Raw genomic sequence first — 15,026 nt, 5'->3', positions numbered from 1 at the left:
CTTTTGCTCGCTCTTTCACTTCGACGACCAATACGTGCGCAGTTCTCTCCGCGTGGATCCTTCCTGGCCGTAAAGGTCCTTATATGGGTATTATGACAGCAGGACCGGCGTTAGCGGAGCTCATCAATGCGCCTGTTATTGCAGAGAATCAGCCCGCCCAGGTCGCGGACAAGTTCGTATGGGAAATATTGGTCTACACGTGCGTGCATACCTCGACGTGATTGGGCACAACGTGGCGGAGTGCCACACGGAAGAGGAAGTCGTCGCGGCTTTGGCGAAGTTACGGGAGAAGATGACGGGCGGAGTTGTCCCGCCCCTACTTTGCCCAGGGAGGTCTTCAATGGGAACGACAAAGGCCGGGGAATGCCGGTTTGTGGCAGGTCTGACGTGTCTCGTCTTCGCGATCTCGGCGACAACGGCATCCGCGGATGCAGCGGGGAATCATGTCTCCGTCTCGATTGGATCGGTGAAGCAACTCTTCCTCGACCACCGGTTCATCGCCGCTTCGGAAGGGATCGCGCTGGTCGTGAATCCGCCGGTCAAGCGCCCGGAGGCGGTGATTGTCAGCGACAAGCCTTGGGATGCGTTTCGCATCATCTGGCTCACGGTGGCTGAGGACAACGGCGAGGTGAAGATGTGGTATCAGGCATTTGACAACGATCAATGGGCGGGTGGGCGCTCGCGCTTGTGCTACGCCGTGTCCAAAGATGGCTTGACTTGGACAAAGCCGAGCTTGGGCATCATCGAGTTTCAAGGCTCAAAAGACAACAACCTCATCATTGACGATATCGTGAACTCGAGCGTGTTCATTGACCCACACGGGAAGCCCGAACATCGCTACAAACTGGTCTATACCGTCCACCAAGACAAAGAGTGGAAGGACGTCCGAGTGGGGACGTCCTCCGACGGGATTCACTGGGAATTGCCGTCTCAAGGAGTCGCCGAGATTGCTGCGGACACCCAGCACACGGCGTTCTGGGACGCCGCAATTGGCAAGTATGTCGTCTACCTCCGGGTGATGATTGACGGCGACGGCAAGCCACCGTATCCGTTCGTTTCGCCCATCGAGAGCGACCCGCCGGTCGTGGCGCCCAAGGTCCTGCGTCCGGGCCGGGCCGTGGGCCGACTCGAGATGGACGATATCCTGGCACCGTGGCCTGTCGGCAACATCCGGACGGTGTTGTGCGCTGACGAACTCGACCCGCCCGATTCGGACATCTACACGCATTCGCCGTACGCATATCCATATGCCGCAGACGCCTACTTCCTGTTCCCGATGACCTATCAGCATTTCCGCAGCGATGAGAGCTCCGTCGGCAACGATGGCGTGAATGACGGCCAGTTCTGCGCAAGCCGCGACGGCATTCACTGGATGCGGTATGACCGCAAACCGTACGTGGAACGCGGCCTTCCGGGCGAACCGGACTGGGGAGCGGCCCAGCAGACCGGCTGGCACGTTCGCGTCGGTAACTACCTTTACCAGTACCGTACGGGCTGGCCATTCACCCACGGCGGATTCCGCGCGCTGCCTGAGGAAGGGCGAAAGAGCCGCGACAATTGGGGACGCCAATATGTCGGTGTGGCTATCCAACGCCTGGACGGATTTGTATCCGCCGACGCGCCTTACGAAGGCGGATGGTTCGTGACGCCGTCGCTTGTGTTCGAGGGAGAGCGGTTGGAACTCAATATTAACGTGGCCGCGATGGGCGAGGCGCGCGTCCAGATCGAAGACGAAGAGGGCAAACCCATTGACGGGTTTGCGTTGGACCAGTGCAACCGCATTTTGTTCAACGATACGGCCTATGTCGTAAAGTGGCAAGGCCGCTCCGATGTCTCCGCACTCGCCGGGAATGCCGTTCGTCTGCGCTTTGCCATGCGTTCAGCGAAACTCTACGCCTTTCGGTTCGCCGAGCAGACGCAATAACGACGCGGTTCAATGCGCCTTCACCGTGACTTTCGTGCGGCGCTGCGATGACTTCGCTCTGGTCAGGAGTTTCGAAAGGGGGAAGGAGAGGGCTGTCCAGCTGCTGCGACTGTAACCAAATTGTAACTGTCCCGGCCAATTTGAACCAATTCAGGCCTTCAAGAAAAACGTCTGTGAAGTCGTAAGCCTATGCGAACCAATAAGAAACCATAATGTGCCAATTGGCGCCTATTTGACCGGGCAACCTTTCACGCTGGCGACACGGGTTCAAATCCCGTTGGGGTCGCCATTCCAATGCTAACCGTCTTCCGAGTCGGTATAATCTCACGCGTTCCCTCGACCTGAACGCTGACTCCGAATGACTCTGCTTGTTGTGCTGCTTCTTTTCATCATTAACTCAATCCCATGCTGCTTGGTATTCTATGCGCATCTCCCTATTCCATGTGGACCGCTGGCAATGAACCCACGGATGGGGTATGCTCTTCTGCAAACAGCCTGGCATTCAAAGCTCAAGACAATGGCTATCAGGGACAGGAAAGAGATACCGCACATGGAACCTTTAAGTCAATCCGTGAATCTGCCTTTCTCCGCACGTCAGGACAAGTGAGATATCCGCTCTCTTCACAGGATATGCATGCGGGTTCCGGGCGGGGTTTTGACCTCAAGAGGAGTTGACGACTGTCGTGGCGCGTCGCGAACGGACTGGCCGTGCACCTGAGGAGACTACCCTGCCTGCTGCTCTCCAGAAACCATCAGCGCGCAGCATATTAATCGGGGCCGGGCTTTTTGTGCTGACACTGGCCGTGTATTGGCCTGTGCTGGGCCATCAGTTCATTGACCAGTTTGACGACGGCCAGTACGTCACCGACAACGCGGAGGTCCAGCAGGGCATCACAGCCGCCGGAGTGCGGTGGGCCCTGACAGCCTCGGTATCCTCTAACTGGCACCCGTTGACTCTTTTGTCCCACATGCTCGACGTCCAGATGTACGGTTTGGATCCATGGGGACACCACTTGACGAATATTCTGCTCCATGCTGCCGGTACGGTTTTGCTGTTTCTTCTTCTGCTCCGGCTCACTGACAGACCGTGGCCCGGTGCTTGTGTTGCCGCCCTTTTTGCGCTGCATCCGATGCATGTTGAGTCAGTTGCGTGGATTGCGGAACGCAAGGATGTTTTGAGCGCCTGCTTCTGGTTTCTGAGCACTCTGGCGTACGTAAGCTATGCCCGTAAACCGGGTCTGCGCCGGTATTGGCCTGTGGTACTGCTCTATGCCCTCGGCCTGACGGCAAAACCCATGCTGGTCACGTTGCCTTTTACCCTCCTGCTCCTGGACTTCTGGCCACTGGGACGGTACGCATTCGATGGATGTGCCGAGGCACCTCTAAGAGGGAATCTCGCGCTTATTGTGGAAAAGATTCCACTCTTTGCCTTGGCCCTGGGATCATCTATATTGACTTTTGTCTTTCAATACACAACCAATGCCGTATCAGATCTTGAGTCCCTACCATTGAGAGTGCGCTTGGCGAACGCTGTGGTATCCTACGTTGCTTACATTGTCAAGCTGATATGGCTAACCGACTACGCAGTCATTTATCCGCACACGTATTCGTCGCGCCCCTTATGGCAGCTCCTAATTGCGGCACTGATCCTCGTGGTCGTGACCGTCGTCGTGCTCTGGTTAGCGGCGCGGTATCCGCACTTGCTTGTGGGATGGCTCTGGTACTTGGGCACGCTCGTGCCTGTCATTGGCATTGTCCAGGTTGGGTCCCAAGCGATGGCGGATCGTTACAGCTACATTCCCTCAGTCGGGCTCTTCATCATGTTGGCTTACAGTGTCATGCCCTCTGCGAAGCATAGTACGTTCGGGCAATTGCTTTCGGCTTGTTCCATAACGATCCTGTTAGTGCTCGCCGTAGCATCGCGGTTTCAACTCGAACACTGGCGCAACAGCGAGACTCTTTTCCGCCACGCCCTGGCGGTCACAGAGAACAACGCTACGGCGAATTACGCACTGGGCGATTATCTGGCGGAAGAAGGGCGTCTCGATGAGGCGGAAAAGTACGTGGCTGAAGCAATGAGGCTGAATCCCTATTTCACTCCTGGCTACAAGACCCTCGGGCTGGTGCGTCTCGCCCAAGGCAAATTGGGCGGCGCACACGAGTGTTTCGCGAAACTGGAGCTTCTGGAGCCTGACAACGGCAGCGTGCACTACACCATGGGCGTGATCCTCGAGAAAATGGGCAAACCGGAAGAGGCCGCGCGGGAATTCGAGAGAGCTATCGCCGACTTCCAGTCCGCCCTGAAGATGTCCCCCAATGACCCGCTGGCAATGTTTAACCTCGCGGTCGCCCTTGACCACGTGGGAAAACCCGACCAGGCTCGGCCTCTTTACCAAGACGCGTTGCGACTCCGCCCGGACCTTCTCCCTGCGGACAGGGCCGAAGCGCTGATCAACGGCGATTAGACATGTCGGCTTGCGGCAGTGGGATGCCGTCGCGCTGATTCGGCAATTCGGACAGGCCGGGCGAGAGAGCTGCCTGCCTGCACCGACTGTAACCAAATTTTGACGGGCCGCATCAGCTCCGGGGGCCCGTCCGGCCGCTCCCTCGTGCCCCCTCAGAAGTCCGGCCAGGGCTTCTTGATCCACGAAGTGCAGACCGCGCGGTACTCTTCTTCGAGGGCTTCCGCTACCGGCAGATTGTGGGTCCTCCTCTCGATTCTCTTGTGGTACATGGAGCACCCGAGGAAGATTGCGCTGGTAATAAGCACGGCCGCAAGACCGGGGAGGCCGTTTTTGAAGACAAGCGCAGCGCTCGCTACGAATATTAAGGGCGACAGCGAAAGCATAAACAGCGCCAAGTACATCTCTGTGCGCGCCAGCGCCTTGAACCGCGCAAAGCTCGCCTCGTCCGCGATGCTGGGCTTCGTTTTGAGAAACCGATGCAGTTGGAGCAGGGATCCCACAAGAACCGCGCCACAAATGGCCCATATTGACGCAAACAGAATCTCAACGGTCATTGTTCTTTGACCCAAGTTCTCTTACGCGCATTCTTCTGGTTGTGATTTTCTGCTTCTATCAAGAAGGTTGTCAATACTCGAAGGTCCCCGCAGCTGACGGCCATTGCGTGATTCGGCCAAATGTTTGAATTCCCGCCGTCTGTTCCCTTTTTGCCGCTGCCTTTCTATGCTATGATCATCGCACCCCGGCGGCATATGCTCTCGCTGGAATCTCGCTGGAACAACCGGCACACGGGAGCCCATCATGAAGCTCATTATCTACTTTCCACTGTTGGCGGTCGTGTTGATTGCATACAACGCGGCCATGCTGTCGGGCGTGGATTTCGAGGCCAACCCGACGTTGTTTCACATCTCGCACATGACGCGCGAGACACCCATGGCGTTCGGAGCGGGCGACTTGCTCGTCGGGATCGGCATCTTGCTCCTGTTCATCGAGATCCTGAAGGCCACCCGCGTCTCCCGGACGGCCATTGTTGACCATATGCTGTCGACCGCCGTCTTCATCATCTTTCTGGTCGAACTCATCGTGGTGAGCGGGGCCGGGACCGCGACGTTCATCCTGCTCACCCTCATTTCCCTTATCGACCTCATTGCGGGATTCACGATCAGCATCGCTACCGCCCGCCGCGATCTCGCCATCGGCGACGGCATACACTGAGGCCGCATCCGTTCGAGGAACGTCCGCGTGAGTAGGTCGCGGCACGCTCACAGAGCATTCGCGCCGGCCCCCTCCTCCTAACGAAACAGCACATCCGGCCGGGGCGGCAGAGTCGTTTGCCCCGCCGTAACCGGTGTCCTGCTGCAACTTATGCCGTTCTCTCGCGCCGCCGGCATCTCCGGCCTACGGCAACACTCGGCCTGTATAGGCGGAAGCGTGTTTGCGCGAAAACCCCCGCATTCACGCACAGGACAGGAGGTTCTGATGAGATTTCTGTCGGAATTGTTGCGCAACCATTACGGCAACGGCTGGGCCCGGCTCGGGAGCGACATCGAGGTCGAAGCCCTCGTGAACGCGCTCGAAACCGCTCTCGAGCCTTGCCTTGCCGCCTCGAGGTCCGTTCTTGCACCGTCGATTGCCATCCGCGCCGAAGAGCTCATCGTCGCGTGGCTCAGCGCACGCCGCATGGAAGACGTCCTTCGCAACGAGGGCGTCTGCCGTATGCAGGAAGACAACGGCCCGGTTTTCAAGGAGATTCACCCCATGGTCGAGAAATCGATGAAAGCCCGCGAACGCGTGCGCAAAGCCCTGCAGGAACTCGAGGAGGCGTGCAAAGCGACCGCGGCGTCCGGAGGAACCGGCGCCCTTGGCGAGGAGATTGGTCCCCTGTTGCGTCTTGGCGACGGCGTGCTGGACGACGCCCTCGCCTTTGAAAAACGCAGACAGAAGCGCGCCCCATCGTGCAGCGGCGCCGCCCGGCCCCGCGCATCGAAGGCTTGTTCGTGACCGTAGCATGGAACGAACGCCGCGCGCGAAACCAGCTGCGCAAGCGCGGCGCTACCGAGACCCAGGTTCGCCAGTGGCTTGCCCTGCACCGGCGCACGGCCTTTGCACGGCACTTCATCCGCGACACCAGAGGCCGCCCTTGGAGCGCCCGCCCGTATCAGGAGGGTTCGCTCAATTCGTACGCCCTGCGCAAGGTCCATTGCGACGGACGCGACGTCGGCAAGACCGCCGAGATCGAGATCATTGCCGCATGGGCATCGGTACTCTGTCCGAACACCGAAATGCTCGTGGCAACCCAGTGCGAGAACCATCTTTTTCCCCTCATGAACCGTCTGGTGCGGCGTTTTCAGACCACCCCCCACTTTGGCCCGGGCCTGCTCGAGGTTAAACGCTCCCCCTCGTGGTTCTTGCGCTTCTCGAACGGATTTGTCCTGTGGGGACGCATCGCCGGGCCCCACGGCATGAACTTCCAAGGGCTGCACGTCGACTGGCAAGTCGTCGACGAAGCCCAGGAAATGACCGAGCCATCCTGGGCCGAACTGTTCCAGGCCCTTAACGGCGGGGGGCGGCGCTGGGTCTACGGCGTGCCCAACGGCCTCCGCAACACCTTTCACCGCATGACCCAGGACCCCGCCGCCGAGCGATACAACTGGCCGTCATCGTTGAACCCCGAGTTCACACCCGAGAAGGACGCCGAACTCGCCCGTCTCTACGGCGGCCGGAATTCTCCCGGCTATGTGCACCGGGTGCTGGGCCAACACGGCGCGCCCGCGCAGGCCGTATTCGATCTTGATGCCTACCTCGCCTGCGTTGATGACGGCCTCGATTTCCACGACCTGCGCTTGACAGGCGGCGACGTGTTTGACGCCCCGGCAACCGTTCCGCGCGGCGATTACTACCTCGGGTGCGACCTGGGCTATGCGCGCGACCCCTCCGAATTCGTGGTGTACCGCGCCGCCGAACCGCATTTCGTCAACGTGCTGCGGGTGCATCTCGAGGGGGTGCATTATGCGCGGCAGCAGGAGATCATTGCCGAACTCGACCGCGCCTATGATTTTCGCCGCATCGGCATCGATTGCGGCAACAGCGGCCGCGCCGTTGCTCACAATCTCATGGCCCAGGGCACCGGCTGGTGCGAAAAGGTGCTCGCCTTCGAATTTGGCGCGTCCATCGATCTCCAACCTCTCCCCGACGGCTCCCCACACCGGCGCAACGTCAAACAGTACATGACCGAACTCCTCGAACGCCGCATGCTCGAGGGCACCATCGTGTTCCCCACGCTCCCCGACCGCGAGTCCCAGTACGCCAGCCACACTTACTCGATATCCGCCAGCGGCGAAGTCGTATACGGCAAAGGCGACGACCATATCATCGACGCCGACCGGTGCGCCGTGCTAGCACGCTACCTGGACACTTCAACCGACACAACGGAAACGCCCGCGTTCGGGGTGCGTCTCGAAGGGTTTTGACGGCGCGATACATCCGCGGATGCCGGCCACACGCCGGTTCGAAGCCTCTCAGCGGCCTACACGCGCTATTGGGGGGATTGACGAAAACAAAGCAGGGGCGTAAGCTAGATTCTGACGGGTGGCGCCCGGAAGTGGAAGGGTTCGGCTGACGGAATCCCAACAGAATGCTCACGCCAAGCTATTGTCGGAGCGGCATGCTGCCAGGTACCGAGCGTCACCCACAGGATCTGATGCGTCTTAAAGTAGGGGTGTAATCATTAAGGGAGGTAGAGAATCATGAGAAGACGAGAAAGAGGATTCACATTAATCGAACTGCTGGTAGTCATCGCCATCATCGGCATCTTGGCCGCGATTCTGCTGCCGGCACTGGCGAGGGCGCGCGAAGCGGCACGGCGGGCCAGTTGCGCCAACAACCTCAAACAAATGGGCATTATTTACAAGATGTATGCAAACGAAAGCAAAGGCGAAAAATGGCCGCCCCTGCAGGGATTGGCCGAGTACTACACCGACGGAACCGGCGCGCTGCCGCCCGAATGCGACGGGCAGGATGAGCCTGAGCTGGCGCCGCGCGTCATCTCCATTTATCCCGAGTACCTGACCGACTTCAACGTCATGCGCTGCCCCTCTGACCCTGATTACGGCGATGGGGTCGAGGCTCACTTGGCCATCATCGTGGACCGGCCCGGCATGGTCTGCGTGAGCCCCTACAAAGGCATCGCCGACAATCCCTCGGACAGCTATTTCTACATGGGTTACGTCGTCGATCAGTGCGACGGAGACGACGATAAGGTAGACATCGGCGCGGACGAGCTCGTCCCGACGCAGCTGGTCGAGGTCTTGAGCGTCATTGGCCCGGCTTCTTATGGTGGCAATGGCGCATTTGACTACGGCGTCCCGGCCGACCCGGTTGCTGCGCGCGCGTCTTTGGACAATGACGTCAGCGTCAACTCCCCTTACGGCAACGGCGGCAGCTCGACCGTCTACCGTCTGCGCGAAGGCATCGAGCGGTTCATGATCACCGACATCAACAATCCGGCGGGAAGCGCTCAGGCCCAGTCGGAGATCGAAGTCATGTTTGACTGCATTAGCCTCGAAGCCGGCGGCGACATCCCGTTCAACCACGTGCCCGGCGGTTCTAACGTGCTCTTCATGGATGGCCATGTCGAGTTCATCCGCTACAGCCCGGACGGACCATTCCCGGTCAACTCCGGCTTTGCCGCGATTACCTCGTTCGTAGGATAATTCTTTGCTCTGGAAAGCGTTACCGCGCGGCGGGGCGAGGGTTTCTCGCCCCGCCGCATTTGCTATCCCCGAACGCCGCGCGCCCGAGCACGCCCACACCGTTCCGGACCCCAATCGCCGGATTGGGAAGCCCTCGCGGGAGGGATCTTATTGTCTCCATAAAGACAAGGATGCGCTCACACGGAGACACAGGGAACACGAATCCGTGGAGAAGGTCACGAAGGCGCACCCTAAGCAGGTGTTGACCTATCCGCGGTTGACGGGTATCAGACTCGGCTGTCTACTCGACTTCGGCGATGCTTTGATGAGGGAGGGCATTTCCCGCATCATAAACGGAGACGTTGCGTAGATTCCGCTTCGGCGCCGGCGCCATTTTCTCCGCGTCCTTTGTGTCTTTGTGTGAGTTTCCCCAATCGTGGTGTCATCCGGCGATTTGGGTCCGGATATCTGAACGCCTTTTTTTGCGCCGAGCGTGTATAATGCGGCAGGCTGTCTCACGGGCTTCTGCGTCCGGACCAAGCGGAGGCAACGAACGCCGGACGAGTGTTGTAGGTAATTGGTTTGGCAATCAAAGAGTTTTAGGAGGATGAAATCATGAAAAGACGTGGATTCACACTAATCGAACTTCTTGTTGTCATCGCGATCATCGGCATTCTGGCGGCCATCTTGCTACCGGCCCTGGCGCGGGCCCGCGAAGCGGCCCGCCGCGCCAGTTGCGCCAACAATCTCAAACAGTGCGGGCTCGTCTACAAAATGTACGCAAACGAATCCAAGGGCGAAAAGTGGCCGCCGATGCAGGGCGGCGACGTCTACTACCTTGACGGCATTGCCGGGAATGAGCCCAGCGGCTGGGGCGACTGCAACGCCTCGCCCGGCGCCGCGATGTGCCCCAACCCGGTCGCCATCTATCCCGAGTACGTGACGGACTGGAACATCTTCGCCTGTCCGTCGGCCCCCGATGCCTCGGATGCCCACGAAATGCTCTCGGTGCTCGAGTGCGGGTACTATCAAGGCATTGCCGACGACCTTGGCGACAGCTACATCTACACCGGCTGGGTGCTGGACGGATTCAAGACCGGTTACGACACCATGGTCCTGTTGGACCCCACGCTTCCGGAGGTTTCCGCCCAAGTCGGCGAACTCTTCATGAGCCTGTATCTCGATAACGCGCTCGCCAACTCAGCACTCGTCCCTGCGGAGGCCTCTACCGCGCGGTCCGCCCTCGATTCCGACGTGTCGGTAACCGCCCCCTACGGGCTGGCCGGGGGTACGACCGTCTATCGCCTGCGCGAAGGCATCGAGCGATTCTTGATCACCGACATCAACAATCCGGCGGGCAGTGCCCAAGCGCAGTCCGAGATCATCGTAATGTTCGACATCGTGAACGCCGACCCGGCATCCTCCGGTGTCGGTTTGGCCATGAACCACGTTCCTGGCGGCGCCAATGCGCTCTACATGGACGGCCATGTCGAATTCGTCCGCTATAGCGAACTCGGAGACGCCCCGGCGAATTCGATGACCGGCTATACTCTGTACACCATCAGCAAGGTGAGTGAAATCCTCTAAGGAAACGGCTCGAAACTCAGAAAACGATAAGGCATCACGCAGGGGGAAGCGGGCCTCAAGACAGCCCGCTTCCCCCGCGCTATTTTCTCTTCGCAAGGGCGGTTTCTCTTGTCCGCCATCACAGGTGAGCGGGCACGAATGCCTGCTCTCTTGTGGGCAAAGGCACTCGTCACGGCGTCGCCCCTCCCCGAATCCTTGGCGGTCCTTTCTTCGCCCCGTGCCCCGCTCGCATTTTCGGCCCGGGTATATTACAATCTGACCGGTTTCCGCCCGGAGCGGGCGCAGAGCAATACCGCGCCACGATGTGTGCCAGGGGAGCAGTGACGGCGGGCGTCGAAGCTGATTCCTTATGCAACAGTAACGCTAAGCGGAGTGACATAACCGAATGGCAACCATCAATCGCAACTACAACAAACTCGAAGCGGGATACCTCTTTCCCGAGATCGGCCGTCGCACGCGCGAATTCATCGCCGCCCATCCGGGGGTCACGGTTATGCGTCTGGGCATCGGCAACACTACCGAGCCGCTGCCGCCATCCATCATCGAAGGACTGCGGCGCGGGGTCGACAAACTCGCGAAGGTCGAGACCTACACGGGTTACGGCGACGAACAGGGCAACGCCGAGCTTCGCGAAGCCCTTGCAGCACGGTACGCCCGGTATGGCGCAACGCTGCAGCCCGACGAATTCTTCGTCAGCGACGGCGCAAAACCCGATTCCGCGAATATTCAGTCCATCTTTGGCACTGACAACATCGTCGCGGTCCAGGACCCCGCCTACCCCGTATATGTGGACAGCAACGTTATCGCCGGCCGCACGGGTAACGCAATCAATGGCCAGTACGAAGGTTTCGTATATATGCCCTGCACCAGGGAGAACGGCTTCTTTCCGGACCCGCCCTCGCGCAAAGTGGACCTGATCTACCTGTGCAGCCCGAACAACCCGACCGGCACGGTTGCCACAAGAGAGCAATTGTCCGGATTCGTCGACTACGCACGCAAACACAAAGCCGTGATCATCTTCGATGCCGCCTACGCCGCATTCATCGCCGATCCGAATCTGCCTCGGACCATCTACGAGGTCGACGGCGCAAAGGAATGCGCCATCGAGATCAACAGCTTCTCGAAAGAGGCCGGATTCACGGGGGTGCGCCTGGGCTGGACTGTCGTGCCCAAGGCGCTGGTCTGCGAAGACGGTGAACCCGGCACGCTCAACCGCCTGTGGTTCCGCCGCCAGACCACCATGTTCAACGGGGCGTCGAATATCGTCCAAGACGGCGGACTGGCCGCCCTCTCCGAGGCCGGCCAGAAGGAATGCCATGCGATCATCGATTACTACATGAACAATGCGAAAGTGATCCGCGAGGGTCTCGAAAGCACCGGTATCGCCGTGTTCGGCGGAGTCAATGCGCCCTATATCTGGATGGCCACGCCCGGCGGCATGCGCTCCTGGGAATTCTTTGATAAACTGCTGAACGAGGCCCACGTCGTCGGCACGCCCGGGTCGGGGTTCGGCCCCAGCGGAGAAGGATACTTCCGGCTCAGCGCGTTCGGACACGCCGAGGACGTGAGGCGCGCCGTGCGGAGTATACAGGAGAATCTGAAGCTGTAGAACCCGGAATGGGCTCTGTACCGAGCAAGCCGCGCGAGATGCGTGGCGAAACGGGACCGTTCCCATTCTCAGGACATACGGATTCGCGCATGGATGCTATCGTTACCAAACGTCTGGCCAAGGTATACGGGGGGCATATCGGACGCGGCGGCGTTAGATCCCTCGACGACCTCAATCTGGCCATCGCGCCCAACGAGGTCTTCGGCTTCCTGGGCCGCAACGGCGCGGGCAAGACCACCACGATCAAAATCCTGTGCAGCCTCCTGCGCGCTACGGAGGGCCAAGCCTTCGTGATGGGCAAAGATGTCCGCAAACGCGAGACCCGCGCGCACATCGGCTACTTGCCCGAGAACCCCTACTTCTACGAATACCTCAATCCCCGCGAGACCCTCGATTTCTACGGAGAGCTCAACGGTCTTACGCGTCCCCGGCGCAGCGCCGAGTGGGAACGTCTTGCGGATTTGCTCGACCTGCGCGAGTTCGCGGGCCAGCGCGTGCGCGGGTTCTCGAAAGGCATGCGGCAGCGCCTGGGATTCGCCGTCGCGCTCGTGGGCGACCCCGAAGTGCTCATCCTGGACGAACCCATGTCGGGCCTCGACCCGCTGGGCCGCCGGATGATCCGCGAACTGATCCTGTTGCTCCACGCTCAGGGGAAGACCGTTTTCTTCAGCTCACACGTGCTGGGCGATGTCGAACAGATCTGCAGCCGTGTGGGCATTCTGGTGAAGGGCAGGCTCACCACACAGGGCCGCCTCGACGAATTGCTCACGCGCCGCGTCAACCGCGTCGAGATCGTCGCGGAAGGCCTTTCCGAAACCGCGGCAGCCGCATTGGCTGCCCGGGCGGATGGTACGCGCGAATCCGAGCAGGGCCGCCATTTCTTCGTCAACGACATGGACGCCGCCAACGGAATCGCCGCCGAGCTCATGCAGTCCGGCGGCAAACTGATCGAGTTCACGCCCATCCGGGAATCGCTCGAGGAATACTTCATGCGCGAACAGGAGACCGGCTCATGAGAGTGCTGGCCGTAGCCCGCAACACCTTCCGCGAAGCGGTGCGCGACAAGGTGCTGTATGTGCTGCTGCTGTTTGCCGCCACCGCGATCCTCGGCTCGAAAGCCCTTGGCTGGATCAGCATCGGGCAGGACATCAAGATCGTCAAAGACATCTCGCTGGCGGCCGTGTCGATCTTTGGCGTCCTGATTGCCATCTTCGTAGGCACCAACCTCGTGTACAAGGAGATCGACAAGCGCACCATCTACACCATACTGTGCCGTCCCATGCACCGGTGGGAGTTTGTTTTGGGCAAATACTTCGGGCTGGCGGCGCTGCTGGCCCTGGTGACGGTCGTGATGGCTTTCGTTGCGGCGGTCTACGTGGTGATCCTCGGGGGCGGCCTCGACATCGTCTTCTTCGAGGCGGTGCTGCTCATCTACTGGCAGCTGTTGCTGCTCACCGCTTTGGCGGTACTGCTCTCCGCGCTGACCTCGCCGATTCTCGGCGCCATCATCGTCTTCTCGACGTATATTGCCGGTCATGCCACTACCATCTTCACGGAGCTGCCGCCGCAGTTTGACGGAACCTTCAGCAAGCGGGTCCTCGAGGCGATCTACTACATCATCCCGAACCTCTCGAACTTCGACATCCGCGCCGAGGCGGCCAATGGCGTTCCCGTAGCCTCGGGATACGTGCTGTGGGCCCTCGCCTACGGGACGGTCTACACCGCCGTGTTGTTGGTTATCGCCTCGCTGGCGTTTCAGGACAAGGACGTATGATCTCGCGCTGGCTGGTCATCGCCCCGCTTGCCGTTGGCGTTGGTCTCGCGTGCTGCGTCGTGGCGCAAAAGCAGATGGATGCCCGGCGCCAGACCAGTTTCGAGGAAGAATTGCTGTATCTCCCCAACGAAAAGCTTCTCAACCATTTCACGGGGGGAATGGACAGCGTCGTGGCCGACCTGCTGTGGCTCCAGTGCATCCAGTACACCGCCGAGCAGTTCAAGGGCGACCACAAATACGTCTGGCTTAACCACATGGCGGACACCATCACGCGGCTCGACCCCTATTTCGTCGATGTCTACCGCTACGGCGGGATCTTCATGGCGAGCCTCAAGGCCGACAGCGACGCCAGTCTAGACCTCATGAAGCGCGGGATGGTGCACAACCCCGGCGCGTGGAGCCTGCCTTACGAGATCGCCATGGTCTACCTCTTGAACCGCAAGGACAGCCCCGATTCCCCCGCCCAGGCTGCCCGATTCCTCCACATGGCCGTCGCCACGGAGACCGCGCCCCCGTTCGTGCTCGAACTCGCCGCCAATATCGCGAAACAGCACGATCTCGATGCCTTCGAACGCGCCATGTGGGAGGACATGGCGCGCAACAGCGGCGAAAAGATGCTGCGCGAACTTGCCCAGCAGAAACTCCAGGAACTCGCCATCGAGGACGTGTGCACCCAGCTATCGCAAGCGGTGGAGTTCTATGAGGAACGGCACCATCGTCTGCCCGAATCGTTGCAGGACCTGGTAACGGGCGGCATTGTCGAAAACCTGCCCGAGGATCCCCTTGGCGGCCGCTATTTTCTGGCCGGGCGCGAAGTCCTCAATACTACCCTGCAGGACGACAAGCTTAAGCACCGCCTCAACCGGATCCGCGGCGGCGTGAACCGCTGCCATGACCGCACCGGCGCCTGGCCCCCCTCGCTCGAAAAGGCCGTCGAAGAAGGGGATCTCGAGTTTGTCCCGCCCCATCCCTACCCCGG

At 60.1% G+C, this 15,026-nt stretch carries 14 protein-coding genes; 13 read left to right on the top strand and 1 reads right to left on the bottom strand.

Annotation, left to right across the window (positions count from 1 at the left end; all coding sequences use genetic code 11):
• From PLJ71_20755 to PLJ71_20745, 3 genes are all read left to right on the top strand, one after another.
• A partial coding sequence (locus PLJ71_20755) for a hypothetical protein (GenBank protein ID HQM51125.1) occupies positions 1-221 on the top strand: 221 nt, incomplete at its 5' end.
• A gap of 119 nt (positions 222-340) precedes the next feature.
• Positions 341-1,924 (top strand): hypothetical protein, encoded by a 1,584-nt coding sequence (locus PLJ71_20750; protein ID HQM51124.1) that lies wholly within the window; start codon positions 341-343, stop codon positions 1,922-1,924.
• Between the two features lie 683 nt (positions 1,925-2,607).
• On the top strand, positions 2,608-4,389 hold the full coding sequence (locus tag PLJ71_20745) for a tetratricopeptide repeat protein (GenBank protein ID HQM51123.1): 1,782 nt from the start codon (positions 2,608-2,610) through the stop codon (positions 4,387-4,389).
• A gap of 152 nt (positions 4,390-4,541) precedes the next feature.
• Here the strand turns inward: PLJ71_20745 and PLJ71_20740 are convergent, their stop codons facing one another.
• Entirely contained in the window at positions 4,542-4,943 is a 402-nt protein-coding gene (locus PLJ71_20740; protein HQM51122.1) for a hypothetical protein, read from the bottom strand.
• A 244-nt stretch (positions 4,944-5,187) separates the two neighbouring features.
• Between PLJ71_20740 and PLJ71_20735 the strand changes: the two genes are divergently transcribed.
• The 10 genes from PLJ71_20735 to PLJ71_20690 form a co-directional block, all read left to right on the top strand.
• Positions 5,188-5,601 carry a hypothetical protein gene (locus PLJ71_20735; protein HQM51121.1) on the top strand — a complete coding sequence of 138 codons (414 nt, stop codon included), beginning with the start codon at positions 5,188-5,190 and terminating at the stop codon, positions 5,599-5,601.
• A gap of 264 nt (positions 5,602-5,865) precedes the next feature.
• Positions 5,866-6,387: a hypothetical protein gene (locus tag PLJ71_20730; protein HQM51120.1), complete on the top strand. Its 522-nt coding sequence runs from the start codon at positions 5,866-5,868 to the stop codon at positions 6,385-6,387.
• Positions 6,342-7,856, top strand: a complete 1,515-nt coding sequence (locus PLJ71_20725; GenBank protein HQM51119.1) for a hypothetical protein — start codon at positions 6,342-6,344, stop codon at positions 7,854-7,856. Before PLJ71_20730 ends, PLJ71_20725 begins: the two co-directional genes overlap by 46 nt.
• A gap of 276 nt (positions 7,857-8,132) precedes the next feature.
• Positions 8,133-9,098 carry a prepilin-type N-terminal cleavage/methylation domain-containing protein gene (locus tag PLJ71_20720; GenBank protein HQM51118.1) on the top strand — a complete coding sequence of 322 codons (966 nt, stop codon included), beginning with the start codon at positions 8,133-8,135 and terminating at the stop codon, positions 9,096-9,098.
• A 205-nt stretch (positions 9,099-9,303) separates the two neighbouring features.
• A complete protein-coding gene (locus PLJ71_20715; GenBank protein ID HQM51117.1) occupies positions 9,304-9,447 on the top strand; it encodes a GxxExxY protein in 144 nt (47 codons plus the stop codon).
• A gap of 245 nt (positions 9,448-9,692) precedes the next feature.
• A complete protein-coding gene (locus PLJ71_20710) occupies positions 9,693-10,664 on the top strand; it encodes a DUF1559 domain-containing protein (protein HQM51116.1) in 972 nt (323 codons plus the stop codon).
• Between the two features lie 385 nt (positions 10,665-11,049).
• The gene (locus PLJ71_20705) at positions 11,050-12,273 is read left to right on the top strand and encodes an LL-diaminopimelate aminotransferase (GenBank protein ID HQM51115.1); all 1,224 of its coding nucleotides are present in this window, start codon (positions 11,050-11,052) and stop codon (positions 12,271-12,273) included.
• A gap of 89 nt (positions 12,274-12,362) precedes the next feature.
• Positions 12,363-13,289, top strand: coding sequence for an ABC transporter ATP-binding protein (locus PLJ71_20700; protein ID HQM51114.1), 927 nt, complete (start codon positions 12,363-12,365; stop codon positions 13,287-13,289).
• Positions 13,286-14,047: an ABC transporter permease gene (locus PLJ71_20695; protein HQM51113.1), complete on the top strand. Its 762-nt coding sequence runs from the start codon at positions 13,286-13,288 to the stop codon at positions 14,045-14,047. The genes PLJ71_20700 and PLJ71_20695 overlap by 4 nt, the downstream gene beginning before the upstream one ends.
• Positions 14,044-15,026: hypothetical protein (locus tag PLJ71_20690; protein ID HQM51112.1), on the top strand; the 983-nt coding region annotated here is incomplete at its 3' end. The genes PLJ71_20695 and PLJ71_20690, both read left to right, overlap by 4 nt.

Source organism: Candidatus Hydrogenedentota bacterium, assembly GCA_035416745.1.
Taxonomy (GTDB): domain Bacteria; phylum Hydrogenedentota; class Hydrogenedentia; order Hydrogenedentales; family SLHB01; genus UBA2224.
Note: the sequence above shows the minus strand (reverse complement) of the source record. Positions and strands in the feature narration are given on the sequence as shown.

Coding starts and splice junctions, on each gene's coding strand:
- PLJ71_20750 (HQM51124.1), top strand. CDS start 341: ATGGGAACGACAAAGGCCGGGGAATGCCGGTTTGTGGCAGGTCTGACG.
- PLJ71_20740 (HQM51122.1), bottom strand. CDS start 4,943: ATGACCGTTGAGATTCTGTTTGCGTCAATATGGGCCATTTGTGGCGCG.
- PLJ71_20735 (HQM51121.1), top strand. CDS start 5,188: ATGAAGCTCATTATCTACTTTCCACTGTTGGCGGTCGTGTTGATTGCA.
- PLJ71_20730 (HQM51120.1), top strand. CDS start 5,866: ATGAGATTTCTGTCGGAATTGTTGCGCAACCATTACGGCAACGGCTGG.
- PLJ71_20720 (HQM51118.1), top strand. CDS start 8,133: ATGAGAAGACGAGAAAGAGGATTCACATTAATCGAACTGCTGGTAGTC.
- PLJ71_20710 (HQM51116.1), top strand. CDS start 9,693: ATGAAAAGACGTGGATTCACACTAATCGAACTTCTTGTTGTCATCGCG.
- PLJ71_20705 (HQM51115.1), top strand. CDS start 11,050: ATGGCAACCATCAATCGCAACTACAACAAACTCGAAGCGGGATACCTC.
- PLJ71_20700 (HQM51114.1), top strand. CDS start 12,363: ATGGATGCTATCGTTACCAAACGTCTGGCCAAGGTATACGGGGGGCAT.
- PLJ71_20695 (HQM51113.1), top strand. CDS start 13,286: ATGAGAGTGCTGGCCGTAGCCCGCAACACCTTCCGCGAAGCGGTGCGC.